The sequence below is a fragment of the Massilia sp. GER05 genome (assembly GCF_052056005.1).
Classification (GTDB): domain Bacteria; phylum Pseudomonadota; class Gammaproteobacteria; order Burkholderiales; family Burkholderiaceae_D; genus Telluria; species Telluria orientalis.
In genome coordinates this window covers 5,954,443-5,978,654 of the sequence record NZ_CP178858.1, presented here as the reverse complement: position 1 = coordinate 5,978,654, position 24,212 = coordinate 5,954,443, and the positions used below count along the sequence as shown (strand labels likewise).

The following is a 24,212-nucleotide window of genomic DNA, read 5'->3' as shown; positions in this document are numbered from 1 at the left end:
GTCTTTGTCCATCGCCCTAGACTCGATGTTTCGTGCTGCGCACCCGGCGCGGCAGGTTGATGAAGGACGACGAAACCATGCACGATAACAAAGTAGCCTTGGTGACTGGAGGGATGGGGGGACTGGGCACGGCGATCTGCCGGCGCCTGCAGGCGGAGGGGTTCCGCGTGGCGGCAACCTATTCGCCCGGCAATGCCACGCCTGACGCGTGGCAGGCCGCCCAGAGAGACGAAGGATACCGATTCACGACGTATCGCGTCGACGTCACCGATTACGGCGACTGCGAATGGATGATGCAGAAACTGCTGGCCGAAATGGGCCGGCTGGACGTGCTGGTGAACAACGCCGGCATCACGCGCGACCGCAGCCTGCGCAAGATGACGCTGGAGGACTGGCAGGACGTCCTGCGTGCCGATCTCGACAGCGTGTTCAACATGAGCAAGCAGGCGATCGAACCGATGATGGCGCAGCAATTTGGCCGCATCGTCAATATCTCGTCCGTCAACGGCCAGCAGGGCGCCTTTGGGCAGGCCAATTATTCGGCCGCCAAGGCCGGCATGCACGGCTTCACGAAGGCACTGGCGCTGGAGATGGCGCGCCATGGGGTCACCGTCAACACGGTGTCGCCCGGCTATCTGCGCACGAAGATGGTCGAGGCCGTACCGGCCGAGGTGATGAATGGCAAGATCCTGCCGCAGATCCCGATGGGGCGGCTGGGCGAGCCGGACGAGATCGCTGGCCTCGTCGCCTATCTCGTGTCGGAAGACGCCGGTTTCATGACGGGCGCCAACCTGGCCATCAACGGCGGGCAACACATGTATTGAGCTTGACCTGACGGTGGCCGTAGGGTCGACCATGGCGCTCTTTTGCGAAGGAGCGACCATGTCCGACCCCGCCCTGTCATCGAACGACTCTTTTCTCGCGGCATTCCTTGAGGCCCGCCTGGCGCCTGCCGCATTCACCCACCGCGAGCACGTGCGCGCCGCCTGGCTCCTGCTGCAACACATGCCGCCGGACCGCGCCGCCGGCCGGATGTGCGACGCCCTCGTCATCATGACGCGGCGCTGTGGCGCACCCGAAAAATTCCACCGCACCGTCACCGAGGCATTCGTGCGGCTCATCGCCGGCCGCGGTGGCGCGGCGTCGTGGGAGGCGTTCATTGCCGCCAACGGCGACCTGCTGCTGGATGGCCGCCGCGTCCTGGCGCGGTATTATTCGGACGCGCTCCTGAATTCGACGGTGGCCCGGGAACGCTTCGTGCCGCCCGACCTCGAACCATTGCCATGACGCCAGTTTCCCGTGCCGCCCCGTTCAATCTCGGACAACTCTGCAAGGAGGTCGGGTTGGCGCGCAGCTCCGTGCTGCATTACGAAGCGATCGGCCTGCTCGTGCCGCAAGGGCGCAGCCCAGCCGGCTATCGGCTCTATGGCGACGCGCAACTGGAGCGCCTGCGCACGATCCGGCGCTTGCGCGAAGCCGGCCTGTCGCTGGAGGATATCCGCGGGCTGCTCGACCGGGGCGACGCGCCGGAACCGGCCGCGCTGCTCGAGCAACGGCTACTGGGGCTGTGCCGCGACGCGGAGCGGATACGTGCCCAGCAGCGCAGCGTGGCCCGTCTGCTGGCGCTGGCCGGCAGCGGCGGCGGGCGGGTCCATGACAAGGCGTCCTGGGTCGCCCTGCTGCGCCGCGCCGATTTCGACGACGCGGCCATGCGTGCCTGGCATACCGAATTCGAACGCGACGATCCGGCTGGCCACGCCACCTTCCTGGCCGCGCTCGGGCTCGCGCCGGCGGACACGGACGCGATTCGGCGCGACGCGAAGGGTTAGCGCCGCTCGGCCCGCGTCTGGCAGTCGATGCACAGGCGCGCCTCGGGCCGGGCCAGCAGCCGCGATGCGCCGATCGGCTGGCCGCATTCCTCGCAATAGCCGTAGCTGCCGTCCTCGATCCGGGCGAGCGCCTGGCGCAGCTGGCGCATCTCGGCCGAGTGATGGCCGGCCGCTTCGCGCGACAAGTCGTTCAGCAGACGGACGGTGGCGCGGTCCAGCGGCGACGTCTCCACATCTTCCACAGGCATTTCTCCCGCGTCCGGGCGCGGTTCCTCGATGCTGGACAGCGCGGCAAGACGCTGCTCCAGCATGGTCTTGAGCAGCGCCAGCTGCTCGGGTGTGAGGGGTTCCATGGTCACGCGACAGCGAACACGTGACGACAGGCGCCGGAAGCGGCGTGCGGATTGGCTTTCATGGATGTCCCCTCGTTCGTGTCGTTGGAAGCCGCGCGGCGGCGATTTCAGTGTAGCGCGGAACGAGGGGCGTGGATACCGCCGCACGGCGGCCGCATTCAGGCCGACGATGCGGGCAGGGACGGCGCGTTGTCGATGGCGACGATGTCGAGCTGGGTCTTGAGCCCGTCGAGGGCCGCGAGGATGGGCACGACCTGGCCCGTGCTGGCGGCCGCGGCCAACCCCAGCAGGCGCGCGACGAGCGTGATGCCGTCGCCGATGCGGGTGATGCGCTTGATCTTGTCGGCGGCGTCCACCGTCAGCTGGATCAGGTGCGCTTGCGGCTGGCCCAGCGACGACACGATGCATGCGGCCGCCTCCGTATACAGCCGGTTGGCGCGCTGGCGCAATTCCATCTCGGCATTCAACAGGGCGCGCGCGGCCATCTGCTCCGGTTCCGGCACGTCCTGGCCCTGGTGGCGGCGGATGTCGCGCATGACGCGCTGATGGATGCTGTCCGCGCACGCCGACAGCTTGTCGGCCAGTTCCTCGACCTGGTGCGCGGTCGACAACGCCTCGGCCGGGCTGGGCGGCGGCGCCGCGGCGGGCGCAGCCTGTTTCGGTTTCTCGTCGTTTGCCATGATCTCTCCTCGTGCGCTCAATCGGACAGGGCGTCGCGCAGTTTCGTCAGGTCGCGCGCATAGACGGCCAGCAACTTGCGCACTTCGTCGCCGTGCAGGTTATTCAGGTTTTCGCGCAGTTTCTGGTGGCCCAGGGCGACCTTCGTCAACCCCTGGAGGGCCAGGTCGTAGCGTTTGTCGACCAGTTTGTACTCGGTCGACTTGTTGAGATAATGGACCTTGGCCAGGGTCACGAGCATGCGGTCGGACGTCTTGGTGGAGAAGGGGATTTCGACGTCGAAGATGCCGAGCACGGTCTTCTTCTCGTTGTCGTTGGTCTTCGCGTACAGGCGGGTCAGCTCGATCATGGCTTCCAGCAAGACCTGCACGTCGGCGTCGCCGTCGCGCACCATTGTCTCGACGCTGCGGTTCTGGTAGCCGGATGCAATCACCCGCGTCAGCAGCCGCGTCAGGCCCGTGTACGCGGCGATCTGGCGCTGCTGCAAGCCGGATTCCGCGTTCGCCTTGAGACCATTGCCGAGGTCGTCGATGCGGTCGGACAAGTCGTAGCGCGCGTCGCCCGCCAGCACGCTCAACGTCTGCATGTACAGCACGACGGTCTTCTGGATGCTGACGAAGTCGTCGTACACGGCACGCCGGCGGGCATCGTTTTCCTTCGCGATGCGGTCGGCGGCGGGAGAGAGGTACGGTTGTTCGCGCTCGTAGGTGTCGCGATAGCGGCGCGACAGTTCGCCGTAGCCGCCCAGTTTGGCCGACGCGTCGGCAAATTGCCGCACCTCCGCCAGGCTCACGGGGCCGGTACTGGCGCAGCCGCCGAGCACCAGGGTGGCGGCGAGGACGATCAGGGTAAAACAGCGTCGCAGGTCCATGGGTCCTTTCTGGACGGCAAAAGGCCGGCCCGAAAAGCCCTCATTCTTTCAAACTGGCGGATGCTGTCATTGCCAATGCTCAAGTCAAGGCCGTGCGCCAACCCAGGCCGGCCACGGTATCGCCCAGCGGGATGTATTCGCAGCCGACCCAGCCGTCGTAGCCCAGCGCGTCGAGCGTGCGGAACAGGAAGGGAAAATTGATCTCGCCGGTGCCCGGCTCATGGCGGCCCGGCACGTCGGCCAGCTGGATGTGGCGGATCAGCGCCATGCGCTCGCGCAGCGTGTTGGCGAGGTCGCCCTCCATGCGCTGCATGTGATAGATGTCGTATTGCAGGAACAGGTTCGGCACGGCGGCTTCCGCGATGATGGCGGCGGCTTGCGCACTCTTCGTGAGGAAATAGCCGGGGATGTCGCGGTCGTTGATCGGCTCGATCAGCAGGTCGATGCCGTGCGGGGCCAGCGCGGCGGCGGCGAAGCGCAGGTTGTCGACGAACGTCGCGTGCGCGCGCTCGGGGGCGACGTTCGGCGGCAGCTTGCCCGCCAGGCAGTGCAGGCGCTTCACGCCCAGGTCGAGCGCGTATTCCAGCGCCAGCTCGACGGTGTCCTGGAATTCGCCCACGCGGCGCGGATCGCACGCCATGCCCCGTTCGCCCGCCGCCCAGTCGCCGGCCGGGAAATTATGCAGCGCCAGTTCGAGCTGGTAGCGTTGCAGGCGGCCGGCGATCTGCTCCGCCTCGAAGGCGTAAGGAAACAGGAACTCGACGCCGTCGAAACCGGCCGTACGGGCGGCGGCAAAGCGTTCCAGGAAGCCGAGCTCGTTGAACATCAGGCTCAGGTTGGCGGCGAAGCGGGGCATGCGAATTCCTCTTGGCGGTGAAACAACCCGCTATCCTAAACCATCGTGCCGGCCGGCGCAGCGCGCAGCGCGCGCATCGGCGTGAACAGCCAGGCCAGCAGCGCGGCGCCCACGAGGAACAGGCCAGAGCCGCCGAACAGGGTCGCCAGGGTGACGCGGCTGGCGATCCAGCCGGCCGCGACGGCCGCCAGCGGCGCCAGGCCCATGAAGATGAACATGAACAGGCTCATCGTCCGGCCCAGCAGTTCGCGCGGCACGCGCTGCTGGATCCACGTGAACACGGCGACCTGCACGAACCCGCCCAGCACACCGATGGCGACGTTGATCAGCATGCCCTGCCAGCTGGCCGTGATCAGGCCCAGCGGCATCAGCAGGACGCCGGCGATGCCGTCGATCAGCAGCAGGGTCATGCCGAGGTTGCCCGCACGCCGTTTTCCGGCGACACCGCTCGCCGCCATGCCCAGCAGCGCGCCGGCGCCGTGCGCACCCATCAGCAGGCCCAGCGCGGACGCACCGTGCAGGCGGCTGCTCGCCAGCAGCGGCAACGCGACCTGCATCACGCCGCCGATCACGCAGGCGCACAGGCCCCAGTAGATGAAGCACGTGCGCATCATCGTGTCGCGCCAGACGGCCGCGAGACCGTCCGCGACGGACTTGAATACCGGCTGCCTGGCCGCCGGCGCGAACGGGCGCGGCTGGACCTTGGCGAGCGTCCAGGCGGACAGGGCGAAGCTGATGCAGTCGAAGCCGAACGCGAGCGCCAGGCCGCGCATGTGCTGCGGACCGTCGCTGCCGTCGCCGGCCAGCGCGAACAGCAGGCCCGCCAGCAGCGGCCCGGCCAGCATCGTGATCTGGCGCAGCCCCATCATCATGCCGTTCGCGGCCTGCAGGTGCTGCGGGGCGACGGCGTGCGGCAGCATCGACGTGCCGGCTGGGATACTGAACGCCGACGCAAGCGACAGGCCCAGCGCCAGCGCGAGCACGACGGGCAGGTGCGCCTGGCCGGTGTAGACGAGGACCGCGAGCACGGCCAGCAGCACCGTGTTGACGTGCTTGGTGAGCATCAGGATGCGCTTGGGCGAGTGGCGGTCGACGAGCGCGCCGCCGAACAGGATCAGGATCGCGCGCGGAATGCCCATCAGCGCGACGGCCATGCCCAGCGCAACGGCATCGCCGGTCAGCTTGAGCACGAGCCAGGGCAGGGTGATCTGGGTGAACTGGTCGCCGAGGGTGGAGATGACGCCGCCGCTCATCAGCCACGTGAAATTCCGGTCGCGCAGCAGGGCGGTGCGCGGGTTTTGTGCGTCTTGCATGCTGGTCTCCTTGTCGTCGTGCGGGCGTGCGCGGGCCTGGCCGGCACGCCATCGTGTTGGTGGTGCGAAGGTGGATCAGCGCTGGATGCCGGCGATCTGCGCGAGCAGGTCGGACGTCGCGCGCAACTGGTCGCCGGACGGTGCGCCCAGCATGGCGCGGCTGATGTTGTCGACGACGGTCGTCGCGTTCGTCACGAGTTCGTCGCCCGTCGGCGTGATCAGGGCGTAGCCGACGCGGGCGTCGCGCGGATCGCTCTGGCGCGTGACGAGACCGATCTTTTCCAGCGGCAGCAGCGAGCGGGTGACGCCGGACGCGGTCAGTCCCAACCGGTCGGCCAGGTCGACACGGCGCAAACGCCCGCCCGGTGCGCGCTGCAGGTGCAGTAGCAACTGGTAATCGGCAAAGCTGATGCCGTGATGGCCGCCGAGGGCGCTGTCGAGCCGGCGGGCGAGCGTCGCCCAGGCCCGCGCGAGGCGCAGGCAGAATTCGGTGGTGAGACTGTCGGACATAATGACTCCTGGTACTTAATGGTTACTTGATTCGTCAAGTATATGGAGAATGTCGACCCTTGGCAAGTACTTGAGTGCGCAAATAAATTCGGGGTCAGGTCCAATTTTTTTGTAACTTCGGGGTCAGAGCTCATTTTGGTGGATGATCTTCGAAGCAAGTTCTGCCGGCGGACGCCGATTTACTCATGGGTGCAACGGGCAAACCGCACGAAATCTTGGCTTACCGGACATTGATCGAAAAAGTGCTCTGACCCCGAATTTGAGCCTTTGTTATGGGTAAAAAAAACCGGGAGCAGGTCCCGGTCTTTGTGATGTCGTCAGTATTCCGTATCAGCGCTCGCCGCCCGAACGGGCTGCCGATGCCGGGCGCGGACCGCGGCCCTGGCCGCGACCGCCGCCGTTGCCGCCGTTGCCGCCGTTGCGGTTGCCCGGCTGGCCGGTGCGCGCGCCGCCGCCGCTGTTTCCACCGTTGCCGCCGTTGCCGCCAGTGCGTTGGCCCGCGCCCTGTGCGCGCGCACCGCCCGCGCTGTTGCCGGCGCCACGGTTGCCGCCCGGGCGGCCGCGGTTCGGATGGCCCGGCACGCCGCTGCGCAGCTGGATTGGTTGCGGCTTCGCCGTCGGATCCGGCTCGAAGCCCGCGATGACCTGGCGGGGCAGCGTCTGCTTGATCAGCTTTTCGATGTCCTTCAGCATCTGGTGCTCGTCGACGCAGACGAGCGACACGGCCTCGCCGGTGGCGCCGGCGCGGCCCGTGCGGCCGATGCGGTGCACGTAGTCTTCCGGCACGTTCGGCAGGTCGTAGTTCACCACGTGCGGCAGCTGGTCGATGTCGATGCCGCGCGCCGCGATGTCGGTGGCGACGAGCGCCGTCAGGCTGCCGTCCTTGAACTCGGCCAGCGCCTTGGTGCGTGCCGACTGGCTCTTGTTGCCGTGGATCGCCATCGCGCCGATGCCGTCCTTGCCCAGCTGCTCGACGAGTTTATTTGCGCCGTGCTTGGTGCGCGTGAACACGAGCACCTGTTTCCAGCCGTGCGTCTTGATCAGGTGGGCCAGCATCGGGTGCTTCTTGTCGCGGTCGACCGGGTGGATCTTCTGGGCGATGACTTCGACGGTCGAGTTGCGCGGCGCAACTTCGATCATGGCCGGGTTGTCCAGCAGGCGGTCGGCCAGGGCCTTGATCTCGTCCGAGAACGTGGCCGAGAACAGCAGGTTCTGGCGCTTCGGCGGCAGCACGGCCAGCACTTTGCGGATGTCGTGGATGAAGCCCATGTCCAGCATGCGGTCGGCCTCGTCCAGGATCAGGATCTCGATCTTGTCGAGCTTGATCGTGCCCTGGGCGACGTGGTCGAGCAGGCGGCCCGGCGTGGCGACGAGGATGTCGACGCCGTTCGCCAGCAGCTTGATCTGCGGGTGGATGCCGACGCCGCCGAAGATCACGGCGGAGTTCAGGTTGGTGTGCTTGGCGTACATGCGCACGTTTTCCTCGACCTGGGCCGCGAGTTCGCGGGTCGGGGCGAGCACGAGGGCGCGGATCGGGCGCTTGGACGTCTTGCTGGTCAGCGAGGCGCCGAATTTGTCGGTCGACAGGCGGTGCAGCACGGGCAGCGTGAAGCCGGCGGTCTTGCCGGTGCCCGTCTGGGCGCCTGCCAGCAGGTCGCCGCCTTTCATCACGGCGGGGATCGCCTTGGCCTGGATCGGAGTCGGGGCGGTATAGCCCGCTTCAGTGACGGCGCGCACGATGGCGTCGGACAGACCGAGAGTATTGAATGACATAGTTATCTGGTAGGGATCGGCCCGTCGCTCCTGGGAGCGCCAGTCCAGCCGATCGGATTACACAACAGGGCGCCCGGTACTGGAGCCGGTACGCCGAGACGCAAACGTAGACACAAACGTCAACGGTCACGCGACATTATAGTTAAATATGTTTCGCTATGGAAATTTTAGCGCGGCCTGTGTCGTTTATGACAGGACCGGTGGAAGCGGGGGCGCGGCACCTCGTGGGTACCGGAGGCAATCTTGACAGGCCGACAACGCCGCCTGACGCGGGAACGCCGCGCGGCCAGCAAGGCCCGCGGCATTCCCCGGACTTACACAGGGCGTATTTTACGCGAAACGGCGGGAGGCCGCTCAGGCAAAGGGCTTCAGCAGCGCGACCATGCCGGCGAAGACCTTCGGGCCGGCGGCGATGATGTCGCCCTTGTTGAGGTATTCGGACTCGCCGTTGAACTCGCCGACGATGCCGCCCGCTTCGGTCACGAGCAGCGAACCGGCGGCGATGTCCCAGATTTTCAGGTTCTTTTCGAAGTAGCCGTCGACGCGGCCGGCGGCCACGTTGGCCAGTTCCAGCGCGGCCGAACCGCTCGAGCGCAGGCCGTGGCAGCGCGGGGCGACCACTTCGTACATGCGCAGGTATTCGGCCAGGTCGCGCGGCTCGGCGCCGTGGCCGGAGCCGATCAGGGCCTTGTTGATGCGGTCCGCATTGCGCACGCGGATACGCTTGTCGTTCAGGTAGGCGCCGGCGCCCTTGGTGGCGGTGAACAGGTCGTTGCGGACCGGGTCGTAGATGACGGCCTGCGTGATCACGCCGCGCTGTTGCAGCGCGATCGAGATGCAGTAGTTCGGGTAGCCGTGGAGGAAGTTGGTGGTGCCGTCGATCGGATCGATGATCCAGACGTATTCGCTGTCGTCGTTCAGGCTCGCGGTGGGGCCCGATTCTTCGCCGAGGATGGCGTGGTCGGGGTAGGCTTTCAGCAAGGTTTCGACGATCGCCTGTTCCGACGCCTGGTCGATGTCGGTCACGAAGTTGTTGTGGCTTTTTTCGCTGACGGTGATGCGGTCGAGGTCGAACGATGCGCGGTTGATGACGGTCGCGGCGCGGCGGGCGGCCTTGATGGCCGTGTTGAGCATGGGATGCATAGAGGGCTTCCGTAAAAAAATGCTGACGCCCACCGCGCAAGGGCGCCGTGAACGATCTGAACGAGAAATAATTAAAGAGCAAAGCGGTGCCGAAGCCGTTAAAATCGCGAACTTCTTGCCCGCATTTCAACGCTCGTCACCGCGCGATGGCGTTATTTTAAATGAACCCGACCGAAACTGTCTCTTCTCTTTTCACTCGTCTACGCTTCGTCCTGGTGGAAACGAGCCGCGCCGGCAACGTCGGCTCGGTGGCGCGCGCCATGAAGACGATGGGATTTTCCGACCTCGTGCTCGTCGCGCCGCGCTGCAACGACCCGTTGCACGATCCGGAGGCCGTCGCCTTCGCGAGCGGCGCCATCGACGTGCTCCAGGGCGCGCGGATCGTGGATTCCATCGGCGAGGCGCTGGACGGCTGCAATTTCGCGGCGGCCGTGTCGGCCCGCCTGCGCGAGTTCTCGCCCCCTGTATGGACGCCGCGCGAATTTTCCGCGCACGCGGCAGGGACGGAAGACCTGCATCCAGCGCTCATCCTCGGCAACGAGCGCTTCGGCCTGCCGAACCAGATCGTCGAGCAGTGCAACGTCCTGATCAACATCCCGGCCAATCCCGAGTATTCGTCGCTGAACCTGTCCCAGGCCGCGCAGGTGCTGGCCTACGAATGCCGGCTGGCCGCGCAAGGGGAGAACCGGACGCAGGAAGGCATCGGCTTCCACGGCGAGGCGGCGAGCGTCGCGCAGATCGAGGGCATGTACGCCCACCTGGAAGAGGCATTGGTCGCGATCGGCTTCCTCAACGCGAGCAACCCGAAAAAGCTGATGCCGCGCCTGAAGCGCCTGTTCGCGCGCACGCAGCTGGAGACGGAAGAAGTCAACATCCTGCGCGGCATTGCCCGCCAGATGATGAAATCCACGGGGCGGGATTCCTAGACGGCTTGCTCTAGTCCGAGTTGGTCGCCTGACCTGTTCTTTCGCTTACACTTTGAAAAACACATACAAAGGGTAGGCATGGAGACAACCCGCAGAACCTTCCTGAAAGCCGGCCTGCTGTCCGCCGCGGTCCTGGCCGCGGGCGGCGGCTGGTACCGGCACACGCATCCGGCGCCCCCGCGCGGCTTCGTGCTCGACGGCGAGGCGCGCGCCGCGCTCGACGCCATCGTCGCCGCGATCCTGTCCGGGGCCTTGCCGGATGCGCCCGCCGACCGGGCCCGCGCCATCGCCGCGACGACGGCGCGCGTGCACCAGACCATCCTCGGCCTGCCGCTGCCGGCCCAGCAGGAAGTGCGGGACCTGTTCGGCCTCCTCGCGCTCGGTCCGGCGCGGCGCCTGCTGACGGGCATCCCGGACGGCTGGGCCGCCGCGAACGAGGCGGACGTCGCCGCGTTCCTGCAGGACTGGCGCGTGCACCGCCTGTCGCTGCTGCGCACGGCGTACGCGGCGCTGCACGACCTCGTGCTGGGCGCCTGGTACAGCGAGCCGGCGCACTGGGACGCCATCGGCTATCCCGGCCCGCTGAAGGAACTGGCATGAGCAGCCAGAACGTGATTCCCGATCCGATCGTGGCCGGCCTCGCGCGCGGCTGGAAGGTCATCGACGGCGCGCGCGAAGACAAGGACCGCGATCTCGGCGCCGACGTCGTCATCGTCGGCAGCGGCGCGGGCGGCGGCGTGACGGCGGAGATCCTCGCGCTGTCCGGCCTGTCCGTGATCGTCGTGGAGGAGGGCGCGCTGAAGTCCTCGCGCGACTTCAGGATGCGCGAGGCGGACGCCTACCCGGCGCTGTACCAGGAATCGGCCGCCCGCAAGACGCGCGACAAGGGCATCAATATCCTGCAGGGCCGCACGGTGGGCGGGTCGACGACGGTGAACTGGACGTCGAGCTTCCGCACGCCACCATCGACGCTGGCGTTCTGGCAGCAGCGCTTCGGCCTGTCGACGTATGGCGAGGCCGAGCTGGCGCCGTGGTTCGCGCTGATGGAAGCGCGGCTGCACGTGGCCGACTGGCCCGGCGCACCGAACGAGAACAACGACCTGCTGCGGCGCGGCGCCGGCAAGCTCGGCATCCCGACGGGCCTCATCCGCCGCAACGTCAACGGCTGCTGGAACCTCGGCTATTGCGGCATGGGCTGTCCGACGAACGCGAAGCAGTCGATGCTCGTGACGACGATCCCGTCCGCGCTGGACCACGGCGCGACGCTCGTCACGCGCGCCCGCGCCGAGCGCCTCGTATGCACAGGCGACCAGGCCGACGGCCTCGATTGCACGCTGCTCGACGCGGGCGGCCTGCGCGCCACCGGACGCCGCCTGCGCCTGCGCGCCCGCCACTACGTGCTCGCGGGCGGCGCCATCAACACGCCGGCGCTGCTGCTCCGGTCGAAGGCGCCCGACCCCAGCGGGAAGCTGGGCAAGCGCACGTTCCTCCATCCGACGCTCGTGTCGGCGGCGCTGTTCCCGCAGCGCGTCGACGGCTACGCGGGCGCGCCGCAGACGGTCTATTCGGACCACTTCCTGCACACGCAGGCGATCGACGGCCCGCTCGGCTTCAAGCTGGAAGCGCCGCCGCTGCACCCCGTGCTGCTGGCGACGACGATGCAGGGCTTCGGCCGCGAACACGCGGAGATGATGCGCCACTTCCCGCACCTGCAGGGGATGCTGGCGCTGCTGCGCGACGGTTTTCATGCGGAGTCGCAGGGCGGCACCGTGGGCCTGAACGGGGACGGGTCGCCCGTACTCGACTACCCGCTGAACGATCCCGTGTGGGACGGCGCCCGGCGCGCCCTGCTGACGATGGCCGAGATCCAGTTCGCGGCCGGTGCCAGCGGCGTGCAGGTCGCGCACGAACGGGCGCCGCGCTACGCCAGCTGGGCCGAGGCGAAGGCCGGCATCGCCGCGCTGCCGTTCGAGCGCCACCTCACGCGTGTCGTGTCGGCGCACGTGATGGGCGGCTGCGGGATGGCGGACGGAGACCAACATCGCGGGGTGACGGGGCCGGATGGCCGTTACCGCGGGCTGGCCAACGTGTCCGTGCACGACGGCTCGCTGTTCCCGACGTCGATCGGCGCCAATCCGCAGCTGTCGATCTACGGCATCACGGCACGCCTCGCCAGCGACCTGGCGCACTCCCTCACGGGCCGGCCGGCCGCGCGGCCGCAGGCGTAAGGCATGCCGGCCAGCGCCCGCACCCTGCTGCGCCTCGTCCTGTTCGTGCAGCTGGCCGCGGCGCTGCTGATCGCGTGGACGCTGCGGCACCGGGGCGTGCCGGTGTGGGGCGCGTTGCTGGCGGGTGGCGGCGCCGTCGCGCTGGTGCGTCTCCTGATCAACATGAACAATTTTGTCATGGCGGCGCGCGTGGCGAGCCATACGCCGCCCGAGTTCCGTCTCGGACCCGCGGCACGCCTGCGCATGCTGGCCGAGGAATTCCGGGCCAGCATGCTGGTGACGTCCTGGCACGTGCCGCGCGGCTGCGCGCGCATGTCCCTCCATCGAGACAGTGGCCGCGTGCCGGTGCTGCTCGTGCACGGCTACGGCTGCAACAGCGGCTTCTGGGCGCACCTGGAACCGTTGCTGGACCGCGAGCGCTTCAGCCACGCCACCATCGACCTGGAGCCGGTCGCGGCAAGCATCGACGCTTACGCGCCGCTGGTCGAGGCGCGCGTGCGGGAGCTGTGCGCCGCGACGGGCGCCGCGCGCATCGCCATCGTCGCCCACAGCATGGGTGGGCTGGCGGCGCGGGCGTGGATGCGCTCGTACGGGAGTGCCAACGTGGCGAAGTTGATCACGCTCGGCACGCCGCACCACGGCACCGTGCTGGCGAACCTCGGCCTGGGCGTGAACGCCGCGCAGATGCGCCGCGACAGCGCGTGGCTGCGCGACCTCGCAGCGGGCGAGACCCCGGACGTCCGTGCACGCATCGTCTCCATCTTTACCCACCACGACAACATCGTCGCGCCGCAGGATTCGAGTATCCTGCCGGGCGCGCGCAACGTCGCATTCGGCGGCGTGGGGCACGTGGCGCTGGGCAGCAACCCCGACGTGCTGGCCGAGGTGTTGCGCGTTCTGACAGAACTGCAGCCGGCCATGGCCTGAGGGTCCGGTCGATGATATCCTTGCACGTGAGTCCACCCATACTTGTTTCCATGCAACAGAAAGCCCCGCGCCGAACCCGCGAACGCATCCTCGAGCTGTCGCTGCGGCTGTTCAACGAATTCGGCGAACCGAACATCACCACGACCGTGATCGCCGACGAGATGAACATCTCGCCGGGGAACCTGTACTACCACTTCCGCAACAAGGACGACATCGTGAATTCGATCTTCGTCCAGTTCGAGGCGGAGATCGAGCGCATGCTGACCGTCCCGGCCGGCCGCCGCTCGAACATGGAAGACGTGTGGCTGTACCTGCACCTCATGTTCGAGTTGATCTGGAAGTACCGGTTCTTCTACCGCGACCTGAACGACCTCCTGTCGCGCAATCGCAAGCTGGAACTGCACTTCAAGGCGATCCTCGCCCACAAGATCAAGGTCGCGCGCCAGCTGTGCGAAGACCTGCGCAGCGAAGGCTCGCTGGAAGCGGGCGACGCGCAGATCGGCGCCATGGCCACGAACATGGTCGTCGTCGCCACGTACTGGCTGTCGTACGAATACGTGCGCAATCCGCGCAAGTACAGCGAGCAGCAGGCCATCGCGGATGCACTCGCGCGCGGCTGCTACCAGGTGCTGTCGATGCTGGGGCCTTACCTGCGCGGCGACACGCTCGCGCTGTTCCAGCGCCTGTCCGACGACTTCCTCGCCAAACTGCCACCGGAAGCGCCATGAAATCCATCGCCGTCTACTGCGGCGCCTCGCTGGGCGCCGATCCTGTCTATGCCGACGCCGCCCGCGGCCTGGCGCGCGCCCTCGTCGAGCACAACATCGGCCTCGTCTACGGCGGCGGCAAGGTGGGCCTGATGGGCGTGATCGCCGACGAAGTATTGCGCCTCGGCGGCGACGCGACGGGCGTGATCCCGAAGCACCTCGTCGAGCGCGAAGTGGGCCACGCCGGCCTCACGCGGCTGTTCGTCGTGAAGGACATGCACGAACGGAAGGCGATGATGTCCGACCTGGCCGAAGGCTTCATCGCCATGCCGGGCGGGATGGGCACGCTGGAAGAACTGTTCGAGATGGTCACGTGGGCCCAGCTGGGCATCCACGCCAAGCCCATCGGCCTCCTCAACGTGGACGGCTTCTACGACGGCCTCGCGTCCTTCATCGACCACCTCGTCGGCACCGGCTTCGTGCGGCCCGCGCACGCGGAGTTGCTGGTGCGCGACGCCGACCCCGACACGCTGATCCGTCGCCTGCGTCAAGCCTGATCCAATCGCTCGATGTTTGCGGAAACATTGAGCGTTTCCTGATCGTTACACGAGCGAATCCGGGGGTCTCCGTGCGCCTTGAAATGATATCGATCGCGTGTCCCTAACATCATTGTTGTGCGCTATCATATTTTGGCAGCAGCACAAGGCGATTCGGCTTGCACGATGAACGCGATACGCGTCGATCCCCATCCACCACTAAAACGGGGCCGCCGCACGCCGGATCGATTTCGATATCGAGAAGGAGACACCATGATCAACAAGCGTCGCAACCGCCTGCTCAAGCTGCTCGACGAGCGCAAGGCGGCCACCGTGCACGAGCTGGTCGAATCGCTGGACGCGTCGCCGTCCACGATCCGCCGCGACATCAGCTGGCTCGCCGCCCGCAACCTCATCCACCGCACGCGCGGCGGGGCCGAGACGACCCCGCGGAAGAAGCGCCTCGGCGGCCTCGCCAACGACACCTTCGCCGACAACCTGCGCGCCAACGCCGCGCGCAAGTACGCCATCGCCCGCCACGCCGCCGCGCTGTGCGAGGACGGCGAAACGATCATCATCAACGGCGGCACGACGACGTTCATGATGGCCGACTTCCTGGCCGACCGCAGCCTCAAGATCATGACCAACTCGTTCCTGATGGCCGACCGGCTGCTGGCGACGAGCCAGAACGAAGTGCTGATCCCGGGCGGGACCGTCTACCGCGACGAGAACGTGATCCTGTCCCCGTTCGACAACGATGCGACGGGCGACCAGTACGCGTCGAAGATGTTCATGAGCGTGTCCGGGCTGTCGATGCTGGGCCTCGTCGAGACCGACCCGCTGCTGATCCGCGCCGAACGGCGCCTGATCGGCCAGGCCGAGAAGCTCGTCGTGCTGGTCGACAGCTCCAAGTTCGCGCGCCGCGCGGGCCTGATCCTGTGCAACCTGAAGCAGGTGCACACGGTGATCACGGACAGCGGCGTCGCCGACCTGTCCGTGCAATGGCTGGAGCAGGCGGGCGTGAAGGTGATCGTTGTCGAGCCGGAGACGCCGCCGGCGCAGGATTGCATTGCGTTGGATGGGGTGCAGTTCGGGCTGCACGGGACCATGTGCGCGATGCTGGCCTAGGGTAGCGGCTTCAACCCTTCCGCCCGCACGACCCAGGTCCCATCGTGTGGAAAGCCGGGCGCCGCCCCGGCCGGCGCGCCATCCCAGCCGCCCGCCATCATCGCGACGGCGGCCAGCAGCGCGCCGTTGCCGGGCAGGTAGACGGGCAAGTCCGTGTTCGGATTGTGCCCGGCCGCCGTGTAGCCGTTGTTCGGCACGCCCGTCTTCATCAGGACGTCGACGGCCGTCTCCGGACGGCCCAGGCGCGCCGCCGTCATCGCGATCATCGGATAATCCCAGCCCCAGATCTTCGCCTTCCAGTCCCATGCTGCGAGCACGGCGTCCAGGGTGCGGTCCATGACGGCGCGGTCGACGCCCGCGCCCGGCAGCTGGCCCAGCGCCATCAGGAACGACGGGTGGTCCTGGCGGCTGGCGACGTCGTCCCACGTGTCCGGGATCGATTCGAGCGCGACGTATTTGCCGTCCTTGACCGGGAGGGCGGACAGGTGCCGGCGTTTCTCGTCCCAGTCGCTGCTGCGCGGCAGGCCGAGGCGCGTGCGCCAGGCCTGCGCGATGTCCAGCGCCGTCGACCAGTACGACAGTTCGTACGCCGGATTCATGCTGGCGGCCGGATCGTGGATCTCCTGCGCGATCCACAGCGGCGGGCCCAGGACCCAGCGCTTGTTCCTGTCGTCCCACGCGAGCATCGACGCCATCGCATCGGCGGTCGCGAACACGAGGTCGCGGTAACGCTGGAGCGTCGCGGGCGAGGGATCGTCGCGGTACAGCAGTTCCGCGAGGTGGATAGGATGCGGCTGGTTCCACACGATCAGCGGATTGCCGCCGGGGCTTTCGCGCCCCTGCGGACTCGTCATCTTGGGCCAGCGCGCACCCTGCAGCCCGCGCGCTGCCGCGACGGCGCGCGCGGCGGGCAGCGTGGCCCGGAACCAGTCCAGCGCCCGCGCCAGATACGCCGGACGGCCCCACAGCGCGAAGTGCGCCGTGTGCCACCAGATCATCTCCGTGTGGTGCTTGCCGTACCAGGTGGACGTCGTCAGCCCGCTTTCCTGCGGCGGAAAGTCGCCGCCCGCCTGGATCGCCGTGAGGTATTGCGACAGCACGACGCGCCGTTCCAGCTCGGCCGCGCGCGGGTCCGTGCTGCCGCTGAAATCGACGGCCCCGCCGCTGCGCCAGAACGCGGGCCAGTGCGCGGCACTGCGCGCGAAGACGTCCGCCGCATCCGGCGCCGGCGTATCCGGCGCATACGCCAGCGTGAAAGCGAGCACCCGCCCGGACTTCGGCCGCAGCTCGAACGTGTGCGGCGCCGGTGTCGTTATGGTCACGGGCGTCGAGGCGCGCAGCGCCGCGCCGTAGCGATAGCCGTCGCGCGCATGCGCGAGCACGAGGGTGTCGGCCGTGCGCGTCACGATCGTCGTCGTGTGCGACGCCGGCTGCGACCAGTCCAGCGGCGGATTCTGCTTGATACCCGCGACGTAGCCGCGCGGTAGCGCGAGCCGCACGGCCAGGCCGCGCGCGAGCAGCGTCGATTCGATGCGCACGGCGAGCGTGTCGCGGTCCGGGTCGACGGCCGTCGTCACGACGACCCGTTCGCCGTCGATGGTGTACGCGCTCGTGAGCACGCCGCGCCACAGGTCGAGGCGCTGGTCGATTGCGCCCACGTCCGCCAGCGCGAGCGGTTTGCCGTCGCGGTGCGTGTAGGCGATGGCGAGTTGTGCGAGCGGCTGCGGGTGCGGATTCTCGCGCAGCCAGGCGGCGGCCGGCACGTCCATCCGCGTCGGATAGTCCACGGTCTTGCCGTGCGCCGTGTAAGTCTTGTTCGCATCGGCGAGCTGGTACCCGTGCGGATTCGGATCTTCGTGCCACGCCCACCGTGCCTGCGTTTCGAGGCCGATGCCGTTGGCGCGGTAATGGTCGGCGAAGGTCTGCAGGCCCGTCACGTCGGCGGTGAAACAGAAGCGGCCATTGCCGACGCTGAGCGGCGCCCACGGGTCGGGCGCCGCCAGGTGCGGTGAATGACGCGTGACGAGGGCCTGGCGGTCGATGCGGTCGGCCGCGTGCGCGGGCAGGACCGTCACGAGCAGGAGCAGGGCGGCGAAGGCAAAGGCGGGCATGGTGTCTCCAGGGATGCGACAGTCGATGATAACCGCCGGTTTTCGCAATTGCGATCACGTTTTTGACCAGATTTCCTTTCGGTCAGTCCACTGAGCGGTCGCCGATTGACCCTGTTCGCGGCGGCTGTCTACCATCTTTACGCCCATCGATAATCCATAAGGAAAAACGGCATGAAGACGAGACGCAAGCACAAGCGGGCCCGCGCCCACCACACCACAACGATGTCCGCGTTACTGATCGCGGCAAATCTCGGTTGCCACGCGAACGCGCAGGAAGCCGACGTATCGAAACCCGAGGAGAACAAAGTCGTCGTGACCGGCTCCCGCCTGGTCAGCCGCGGCTTCCTCGCCCCGACGCCCGTGACGACGGTCGACGCGCAGGAACTGAAATTGACCGGCACGCAGAACCTCGAGGTGATGCTGTCGGATACGCCGCAGTTCACCGCGAACCAGCTCAGCAGCCCGACGGCGAACACGGTGCAGCCGGGCCAGCCGTCCGGCACGTCCACGCTGAACCTGCGCAACCTGGGACCGACCCGCAACCTGGTGCTCGTGAACGGCCGCCGCTTCGCCATCACGGGTCCGGACTTCACCACCGACGTCAACACGATCCCCGCGGCGCTCGTGAAACGCGTGGAGACGGTGACGGGCGGTTCGTCCGCCGTGTACGGCTCGGACGCCATCTCCGGCGTCGTCAACTTCATCCTGCGCGATAACTTCGAAGGCGTGGAGATCAACGCGCAGCGGAGTATCGACCAGCCCACGCGCACGCCGAACGATTCGCTCGACCTGACCGTGGGCGGCAATTTCGGCGGCGGCAAGGGCAATGTCGTCGTCTCCGTCAACTACATGGACCGCGACGGTTTTACCCGCGGCGAGCGTGGCGGCTGGGCGCTGCCGTCGCTGGGCGATGGCTGCGTGACGGCGGCGTCCTGGTCGTCCACGCGTCCCGGCACGCCGCTCGCGGTGCCGGCGGGGCAGACCTGTGTGTCGGCGGGCGGGCGTCCGGGCCTGATCTTCAGCGGCTCGTCGAACGTGCCGACGGGACGCATCGGCAACCTGCCCGTCGTCGGTTCCGCCGCGTCGAATCCGGCCCTGAACGCGGCGCTCATCGGGGCCGGGCTGCAGAACATGTCGACCCTCGGCGCCATCTTCGACCCGGCCGGCAGGAGTGTCCGGCCATACGCGGCGCCGGGCGACGCGTACGACCTCGGCCCGCTGTCGTACATGGTCACGCCGCAGAAGCGCTGGATGAGCAATGCGTTCGCCCACTACGATTTCAGCGAGCGCGCCACGGGCTACATGGAGGCGCACTTCAGCAGCAATTCCGCGAGCGTGCAGATCGGCCCGACGAGCGCCAGCGGCAACTTCCTCTTCAATACCAACAACCCGTATCTGAGTCCGCAGATGCAGGAGGTGCTGCGCCAGCTCGACCTGCGCGAGACGGGCACGACGCGCGTCACGAACGGCACGTCGAGCCTGACCACGACGCCGGGCGACGGCCTCGCCGTGTTGAACTACAATCGCCGCTTCTCCGACCTGGGCGGACGCGTGGCGGACACGGACCACCAGGTCTACCGCATCGCGCTGGGCCTGCGCGGCAGCCTGCCGGACGTGTCGGACCGCTGGCTGCGCGACCTGAAGTACGACGTGTACTACACGAAGGCGCGCACGACGGAGACGCAGGACCAGGCGGGCTCCATCTCGCTGAGCCGCTTCCAGAACGCGATCCTGGCGCAGAACGGCGCGGCGCCCATGCTGAACCCGTTCGGCCAGAACCTGACGGAAGCGTCGGCCAATGCGATCTCGGTGGCGTCGAAATCGAAGATCACGGCGGAGCAGAACGTCCTCGCCGGTAACGTGGCGGGTTCGCTGGTGGACGTGCCGGCCGGCGCCATCGACTTCTCGACGGGCTTCGAGCGCCGCTACGCGTACAGCGCCTACAGCCCGGACGTGTTCCTGTCGTCGGGCGACGTCTCCGGCTGGAACGCGGCCCGTGCGACGAAGGGTTCGACCACGGTGAAGGAACTGTACGGCGAGGTGCGCGTGCCGCTGCTGGCGGACAAGCCGTTCGCGAAAAGCCTGTCGGTATCGGGCGCGTTCCGCCGGTCCGATTACGACGTCGCGTCGGTCGGCAAGGTCTGGACCAGTTCCATCGGCTCGGAATGGGCACCCACGCGCGCACTGACGTTCCGCGCGCAGAAGCAGAAATCGATCCGCGCGCCGAACGTGGGCGAATTGTTCGGCGGGCAGGGCACGAACGGCCCGACGGCCACCGACCCGTGCTCGAGCCGCGCCCCGCTGGCGCAGCAGACCCTGGCCGTGCGCGTGCTGTGCGAAGCGACGGGCGTGCCCGCCAACCTCGTGTTCGACCCGGCCGTGCAACCGTCGCCGTTCATCACGCAGGTCGTCGGCGGCAACCCGGACCTGTCGGCCGAGAAGTCGCACACCGTCACCGTCGGCGCCGTGTTCATGCCGCCATCGGTGAAAGGCCTGCAGCTGAGCGCGGACTGGTACCGCATCACCGTCGACGACGCCATCTCGACGCTGGGCGGCGGCGGCATCCAGTCCGTGCTGGACCTGTGCTACAACACGATCCGCAACGCGGCCAGTGTGTACTGCCGCGCGATCAACCGGGACCCGATCACGGGCCAGATCGCGGCGCCGACGTATGTGATGACGACGAACGCCAACATCGGCGGCATCGCGACGCGCGGCGTGGACCTCGCGGGCCACTACAATTTTACGAGGGACGGCATCCAGTGGACGCTCGATTCCAACTGGACGTACGTGAACGAGCTGACGTTCACGCCGATCCAGGACCTGCCCGAGCTGAAGAACCGTTGCGTGGGCACGTGGGGCGCCACGTGCGGCCAGCCGGTGCCGCGCTGGAAGGGTACGACGCGCGTCAGCATGAAGCGGGGACCGCTGCTGCTCTCGGCCCGCGCACGCTATACCGGCCCCGTGACGGTGGACTCGTACGCGCTGGCCGCGAACCCGCCCGCGCTGGAATCGCTGACGAATCCGAAGATCAAGTCCTATACTTGGCTGGATTTGACCGCCGGCTGGGAATTCAGCCGCATGGTCAACCTGACCGGCGGCGTGCGCAATGTGCTGGACAAGGATCCGCCGATCCTCGGTTCCGCGCAGCTGCCGGCGAATAACACGATCCCGGCCACGTACGACACGCTCGGACGCCAGCTGTTCGTGACCCTGAACGTGAAGCTGTGAAGGAGACCCGCACGATGATGGAACGACGTACCCTGCTGCAGGCGGCGCTGCTGGCGCCGTGGCTGCTGCCCGCCGTCGCGCGGGGCGCGGCGTGCGCGACGCCCGGCTGGGCGGACGCGCTGCGGCGCGACCTGGATGCGATGGCGGACGAGCTGACGCGCACGCTGCACCCGTGGCCCGTGCCGGACAAGGTGTTCGTGCCGGAGGCTTACGGCCTGCGGCCCGGAGAACCCGCGACGGCCGCGATCCGGCGCGCGGTCGACGCCTGCGCGGCGGCCGGCGGCGGCGTGGTCCGGTTGGCGCAGGGCGACTACGTCAGCGGCACCATCGACCTGCGCTCCGGCGTGATGCTGGAAGTGGCCGAAGGTGCGCGCCTGCTGGCCAGCACGGACCTGAAGGACTATCCGGAGCGGCGCGCGCGCCGGCCCACGGTCCAGGACAGCAATATGGGGATGAACCAGTCGCTGATCTTCGCCGAGGGCTGCACGCGCGTCGGCGTCCGCGGCAAAGGGCTCATCGACGGGCGCGGCACGCCGGCCAACTTCCCGGGCGAGGAAACGACCGGCGCCACGCCGGGCCGGCCGTTCCTCATCCGCATGCTCGATTGCAGCCGGGTCGTCATCGCGGACGTCCGGTTGAAGGATTCGCCGTGCTGGATGCAGAACTACCTGAACTGCGAGGACCTGATCGTGGACGGCATCCACGTCGAGAACCAGGCGAACCACAACAACGACGGCATCGACATCGACGGCTGCCGCCGCGTCATCGTGCGCAACTGCTTCATCAGCGCCGAGGACGACGCCCTGTGCTTCAAGGGTGCGAGCCAGCGGCCGATCGACCAGGTGCTCGTCGAGCACTGCCGCCTGTACAGCACGTGCAATGCGCTGAAGTTCGGCACGGATTCGCAGGGCGATTTCCGCAACGTGCTCGTGCGCCACGTGGAGGTGGGCGGGCCGGCGGCCGACATGCGGGCCATGAAGCGCCGCAAGGCCGACGGCGGCATCTCGTGGGAATCCGTCGACGGTGCTACGGTCGAACGGGTGCTCGTGCACGATGCGCGCATCGTGCGCGCCGAGAGCCCGCTGTTCCTGCGCCTGGGCGACCGCGGGCGCGTGCGGCCGGAACAGGCGCGCCCGCAGCCGGGCCGCCTGCGCCGCATCGTGTTCGACCGCATCACGGGCAGCGACAACGGCAGGCGCGGCTCGTTCTTCACGGGCGTGCCGGGCCACGCGATCGAGGACGTGCTGCTGCGCGACGTCGACCTGCCCATGACCGCGACGACCGAACCCGCCGTGCGGCAGCAGGACATCCCGGAAGCACCCGCGGAGTATCCCGATCCGCACATGTTCTCGACCGTGATGCCGGCCTACGGCCTGTGGACCCGCCACGTGCGCCGCCTGACCTTGCAGCGCGTGCGCTTCACCACCACCGACCCCGACCCGCGCCCGATGCTGCTGGCGGGCCCCGACGCCGACTCTCCCTGTACACCATGAAACGACTCGTATTCCTGCTGGCCGTCCTGCTGGGCACCGCGCACGCGGCGGAACCCGTGCGCACCTACCGCAACCCGATCCTGTACGCCGACTACTCCGATCCGGACGTGATCCGGTCCGGCGACGATTACTGGCTCGTCGCGTCGAGCTTCCACTTCTCGCCGGGCCTGCCCGTGCTGCGTTCGAAGGATCTCGTGCACTGGACCATCGCCGGCCACGTGCTGCCGCGGCTCCCGTTCGATCCCGTGTACGACATGGTGCCGCCGTACACGCTGACGGACGCCACGTCGAAACCCGTCACGGGCCAGCGCTACGCCCGCGGCGTGTGGGCGCCGTCGCTGCGCGAGCACGCCGGCAAATTCTACGTGTACTGGGCGACGCCGGACGAGGGCATCTTCATGAGCACGGCGAATGACCCGGCCGGGCCGTGGAGCGCGCCCGTCGCCGTCATCACCGGTCCCGGCTACGAAGACCCGTGCCCGTTCTGGGACGACGACGGCAAGGCCTACCTCGTCCACTCGAAGGTCGGCGCCGGGCCGTTGATCCTGCATGCGATGAGCGCGGACGGCACCCGCGTGCTCGACGCAGGCAGGACGATCGTCGAGGACAAGGTCAACCAGCCCACGCTGGAAGGCCCCAAGGTCTACAAGCGCAACGGCTATTACTACATCTTCGCGCCCATCGGCGGCGTGAGGCACGGGCCGCAGGCCGTGCTGCGCGCGCGCCGCATCGACGGGCCGTACGAGGCGCGCAAGGTGCTGGTGCCGGGGAACGGCATCGAGGGGCCGCACCAGGGCGGCTGGGTCGAGACGCCGTCGGGGCAGGGCTGGTTCATCCACTTCAACAGCACGGGCGCGTTCGGGCGCGTCGCGCACCTGCAGCCGGTCGTGTGGAAGGATGACTGGCCGGAGATGGGACAAGCCGGCCTGCCCGTGCTCGAGGGACCGGTCCCGGACACGGGCCGCAGCGCGCCCGCGGACCGGCTGCAGGACTCGGACGAATTCGCCGCGCCGGCGCTGGGCCTGCAATGGTCGTGGAACCACAATCCGGACGATGCGCACTGGAGCCTCACGCAGCGGCCCGGCTATCTGCGCCTGCAGGCCAACGAGGCGAAGTACCTCGTCGGCGCGCGCAACGTCCTCACGCAGATCCTGCAGGGCCCCGCGTCCGAGATCACGACGCGGCTGGAACTGAAGGGGCTGGGCGAGCGCCAGCGCGCGGGCCTCGTGCTGTTCGGCGTGGGCGTGCCGTGGGTCGGTGTCGTGCACGAGGAGGGCAAGGATTATGTGACGGTGGCGAACGGCGGCGTGGAGACCCGGGTGGGCAAGGTCGACGGCAAGACCATCGTCCTGCGCGCGGCCGTGGCGGAAGACCAGACCGTGCGCTTCTCGTATGCGCGCGACGACTCCGACGAATTCCACGCGGCCGGTATGCCGGTGAAGCTCGCGCCGTTCTCGTGGTGGAAAGGCAGCCGGCCCGCCGTGTTCACGTGGATCAAGGGCGACACCGACGCGCCGCGCGAGGGCGGCGGCCCGCGGCCGATCGTGCGCGATTACGTCGACGTCGACTGGTTCCGCGTGACCCGGTCCGGACGCTGAC

22 protein-coding genes are annotated in these 24,212 nt (G+C 68.0%); 13 read left to right on the top strand and 9 right to left on the bottom strand.

The features are described from left to right. Positions 1 to 77 precede the first annotated feature (77 nt). From phbB to ACL58G_RS26405, 3 genes are read left to right on the top strand one after another with little or no spacing between them, the layout of a single operon-like run. Positions 78 to 824, top strand: coding sequence for an acetoacetyl-CoA reductase (gene phbB / locus ACL58G_RS26415; RefSeq protein ID WP_413387544.1), 747 nt, complete (start codon positions 78 to 80; stop codon positions 822 to 824). Positions 825 to 882: 58 nt separating this feature from the next. Further along, the gene (locus tag ACL58G_RS26410) at positions 883 to 1,287 is read left to right on the top strand and encodes a hypothetical protein (RefSeq protein WP_440963695.1); all 405 of its coding nucleotides are present in this window, start codon (positions 883 to 885) and stop codon (positions 1,285 to 1,287) included. Continuing rightward, positions 1,284 to 1,829: a MerR family transcriptional regulator gene (locus ACL58G_RS26405; protein WP_440963694.1), complete on the top strand. Its 546-nt coding sequence runs from the start codon at positions 1,284 to 1,286 to the stop codon at positions 1,827 to 1,829. Before ACL58G_RS26410 ends, ACL58G_RS26405 begins: the two co-directional genes overlap by 4 nt. Here ACL58G_RS26405 and ACL58G_RS26400 read toward each other — a convergent pair. The 8 genes from ACL58G_RS26400 to ACL58G_RS26365 all read right to left on the bottom strand — a co-directional run bounded on the left by ACL58G_RS26400 (position 1,826) and on the right by ACL58G_RS26365 (position 9,317). Next, positions 1,826 to 2,182, bottom strand: coding sequence for a TraR/DksA family transcriptional regulator (locus ACL58G_RS26400; RefSeq protein ID WP_413387547.1), 357 nt, complete (start codon positions 2,180 to 2,182; stop codon positions 1,826 to 1,828). The genes ACL58G_RS26405 and ACL58G_RS26400 overlap by 4 nt on opposite strands. 158 nt (positions 2,183 to 2,340) lie before the next feature. After that, on the bottom strand, positions 2,341 to 2,862 hold the full coding sequence (locus ACL58G_RS26395) for a hypothetical protein (protein ID WP_413387548.1): 522 nt from the start codon (positions 2,860 to 2,862) through the stop codon (positions 2,341 to 2,343). A 17-nt stretch (positions 2,863 to 2,879) separates the two neighbouring features. Next, a complete protein-coding gene (locus ACL58G_RS26390; protein WP_056127517.1) occupies positions 2,880 to 3,731 on the bottom strand; it encodes a hypothetical protein in 852 nt (283 codons plus the stop codon). Positions 3,732 to 3,810: 79 nt separating this feature from the next. Continuing rightward, entirely contained in the window at positions 3,811 to 4,587 is a 777-nt protein-coding gene (otnI, locus tag ACL58G_RS26385) for a 2-oxo-tetronate isomerase (protein WP_413387549.1), read from the bottom strand. A 35-nt stretch (positions 4,588 to 4,622) separates the two neighbouring features. Then, the gene (locus ACL58G_RS26380) at positions 4,623 to 5,900 is read right to left on the bottom strand and encodes an MFS transporter (RefSeq protein WP_440963693.1); all 1,278 of its coding nucleotides are present in this window, start codon (positions 5,898 to 5,900) and stop codon (positions 4,623 to 4,625) included. A gap of 75 nt (positions 5,901 to 5,975) precedes the next feature. Next, a complete protein-coding gene (locus ACL58G_RS26375; protein WP_440963692.1) occupies positions 5,976 to 6,410 on the bottom strand; it encodes a MarR family winged helix-turn-helix transcriptional regulator in 435 nt (144 codons plus the stop codon). A 330-nt stretch (positions 6,411 to 6,740) separates the two neighbouring features. Next, on the bottom strand, positions 6,741 to 8,183 hold the full coding sequence (locus ACL58G_RS26370) for a DEAD/DEAH box helicase (protein WP_440963691.1): 1,443 nt from the start codon (positions 8,181 to 8,183) through the stop codon (positions 6,741 to 6,743). Positions 8,184 to 8,537: 354 nt separating this feature from the next. Then, positions 8,538 to 9,317, bottom strand: a complete 780-nt coding sequence (locus ACL58G_RS26365) for an inositol monophosphatase family protein (RefSeq protein ID WP_440968128.1) — start codon at positions 9,315 to 9,317, stop codon at positions 8,538 to 8,540. 170 nt (positions 9,318 to 9,487) lie between these two features. Here ACL58G_RS26365 and ACL58G_RS26360 point away from each other — a divergent pair, with 170 nt between their 5' ends. The 7 genes from ACL58G_RS26360 (at position 9,488) to ACL58G_RS26330 (ending at position 15,778) form a co-directional block, all read left to right on the top strand. Next, positions 9,488 to 10,252: an RNA methyltransferase gene (locus ACL58G_RS26360; RefSeq protein ID WP_413345180.1), complete on the top strand. Its 765-nt coding sequence runs from the start codon at positions 9,488 to 9,490 to the stop codon at positions 10,250 to 10,252. 78 nt (positions 10,253 to 10,330) lie between these two features. Next, the gene (locus tag ACL58G_RS26355) at positions 10,331 to 10,852 is read left to right on the top strand and encodes a twin-arginine translocation signal domain-containing protein (protein ID WP_440963690.1); all 522 of its coding nucleotides are present in this window, start codon (positions 10,331 to 10,333) and stop codon (positions 10,850 to 10,852) included. Then, complete coding sequence (locus ACL58G_RS26350; protein WP_440963689.1) at positions 10,849 to 12,480, top strand: GMC family oxidoreductase N-terminal domain-containing protein; 1,632 nt, start codon at positions 10,849 to 10,851, stop codon at positions 12,478 to 12,480. The genes ACL58G_RS26355 and ACL58G_RS26350 overlap by 4 nt, the downstream gene beginning before the upstream one ends. A 3-nt stretch (positions 12,481 to 12,483) precedes the next feature. After that, positions 12,484 to 13,407, top strand: coding sequence for a lipase family alpha/beta hydrolase (locus ACL58G_RS26345; protein ID WP_440963688.1), 924 nt, complete (start codon positions 12,484 to 12,486; stop codon positions 13,405 to 13,407). Between the two features lie 50 nt (positions 13,408 to 13,457). Continuing rightward, positions 13,458 to 14,135, top strand: coding sequence for a TetR/AcrR family transcriptional regulator (locus ACL58G_RS26340; protein ID WP_413343225.1), 678 nt, complete (start codon positions 13,458 to 13,460; stop codon positions 14,133 to 14,135). Then, the gene (locus ACL58G_RS26335; RefSeq protein ID WP_413343227.1) at positions 14,132 to 14,671 is read left to right on the top strand and encodes a TIGR00730 family Rossman fold protein; all 540 of its coding nucleotides are present in this window, start codon (positions 14,132 to 14,134) and stop codon (positions 14,669 to 14,671) included. Before ACL58G_RS26340 ends, ACL58G_RS26335 begins: the two co-directional genes overlap by 4 nt. A gap of 252 nt (positions 14,672 to 14,923) precedes the next feature. Further along, positions 14,924 to 15,778 carry a DeoR/GlpR family DNA-binding transcription regulator gene (locus tag ACL58G_RS26330; protein ID WP_413387557.1) on the top strand — a complete coding sequence of 285 codons (855 nt, stop codon included), beginning with the start codon at positions 14,924 to 14,926 and terminating at the stop codon, positions 15,776 to 15,778. On the opposite strand, the gene ACL58G_RS26325 is transcribed toward ACL58G_RS26330, so the two are convergent. Beyond that, positions 15,775 to 17,889 (bottom strand): hypothetical protein, encoded by a 2,115-nt coding sequence (locus ACL58G_RS26325; protein WP_440963687.1) that lies wholly within the window; start codon positions 17,887 to 17,889, stop codon positions 15,775 to 15,777. The two genes, ACL58G_RS26330 and ACL58G_RS26325, sit on opposite strands and share 4 nt — an antisense overlap. A 171-nt stretch (positions 17,890 to 18,060) precedes the next feature. Here ACL58G_RS26325 and ACL58G_RS26320 point away from each other — a divergent pair, with 171 nt between their 5' ends. From ACL58G_RS26320 to ACL58G_RS26310, 3 genes are read left to right on the top strand one after another with little or no spacing between them, the layout of a single operon-like run. Beyond that, the gene (locus ACL58G_RS26320; protein WP_440963686.1) at positions 18,061 to 21,120 is read left to right on the top strand and encodes a TonB-dependent receptor domain-containing protein; all 3,060 of its coding nucleotides are present in this window, start codon (positions 18,061 to 18,063) and stop codon (positions 21,118 to 21,120) included. Positions 21,121 to 21,134: 14 nt separating this feature from the next. Beyond that, positions 21,135 to 22,613 (top strand): glycoside hydrolase family 28 protein, encoded by a 1,479-nt coding sequence (locus ACL58G_RS26315; protein WP_440963685.1) that lies wholly within the window; start codon positions 21,135 to 21,137, stop codon positions 22,611 to 22,613. Then, a complete protein-coding gene (locus ACL58G_RS26310; RefSeq protein ID WP_440963684.1) occupies positions 22,610 to 24,211 on the top strand; it encodes a glycoside hydrolase family 43 protein in 1,602 nt (533 codons plus the stop codon). Before ACL58G_RS26315 ends, ACL58G_RS26310 begins: the two co-directional genes overlap by 4 nt. The last annotated feature ends 1 nt before the right edge of the window (position 24,212 follow it).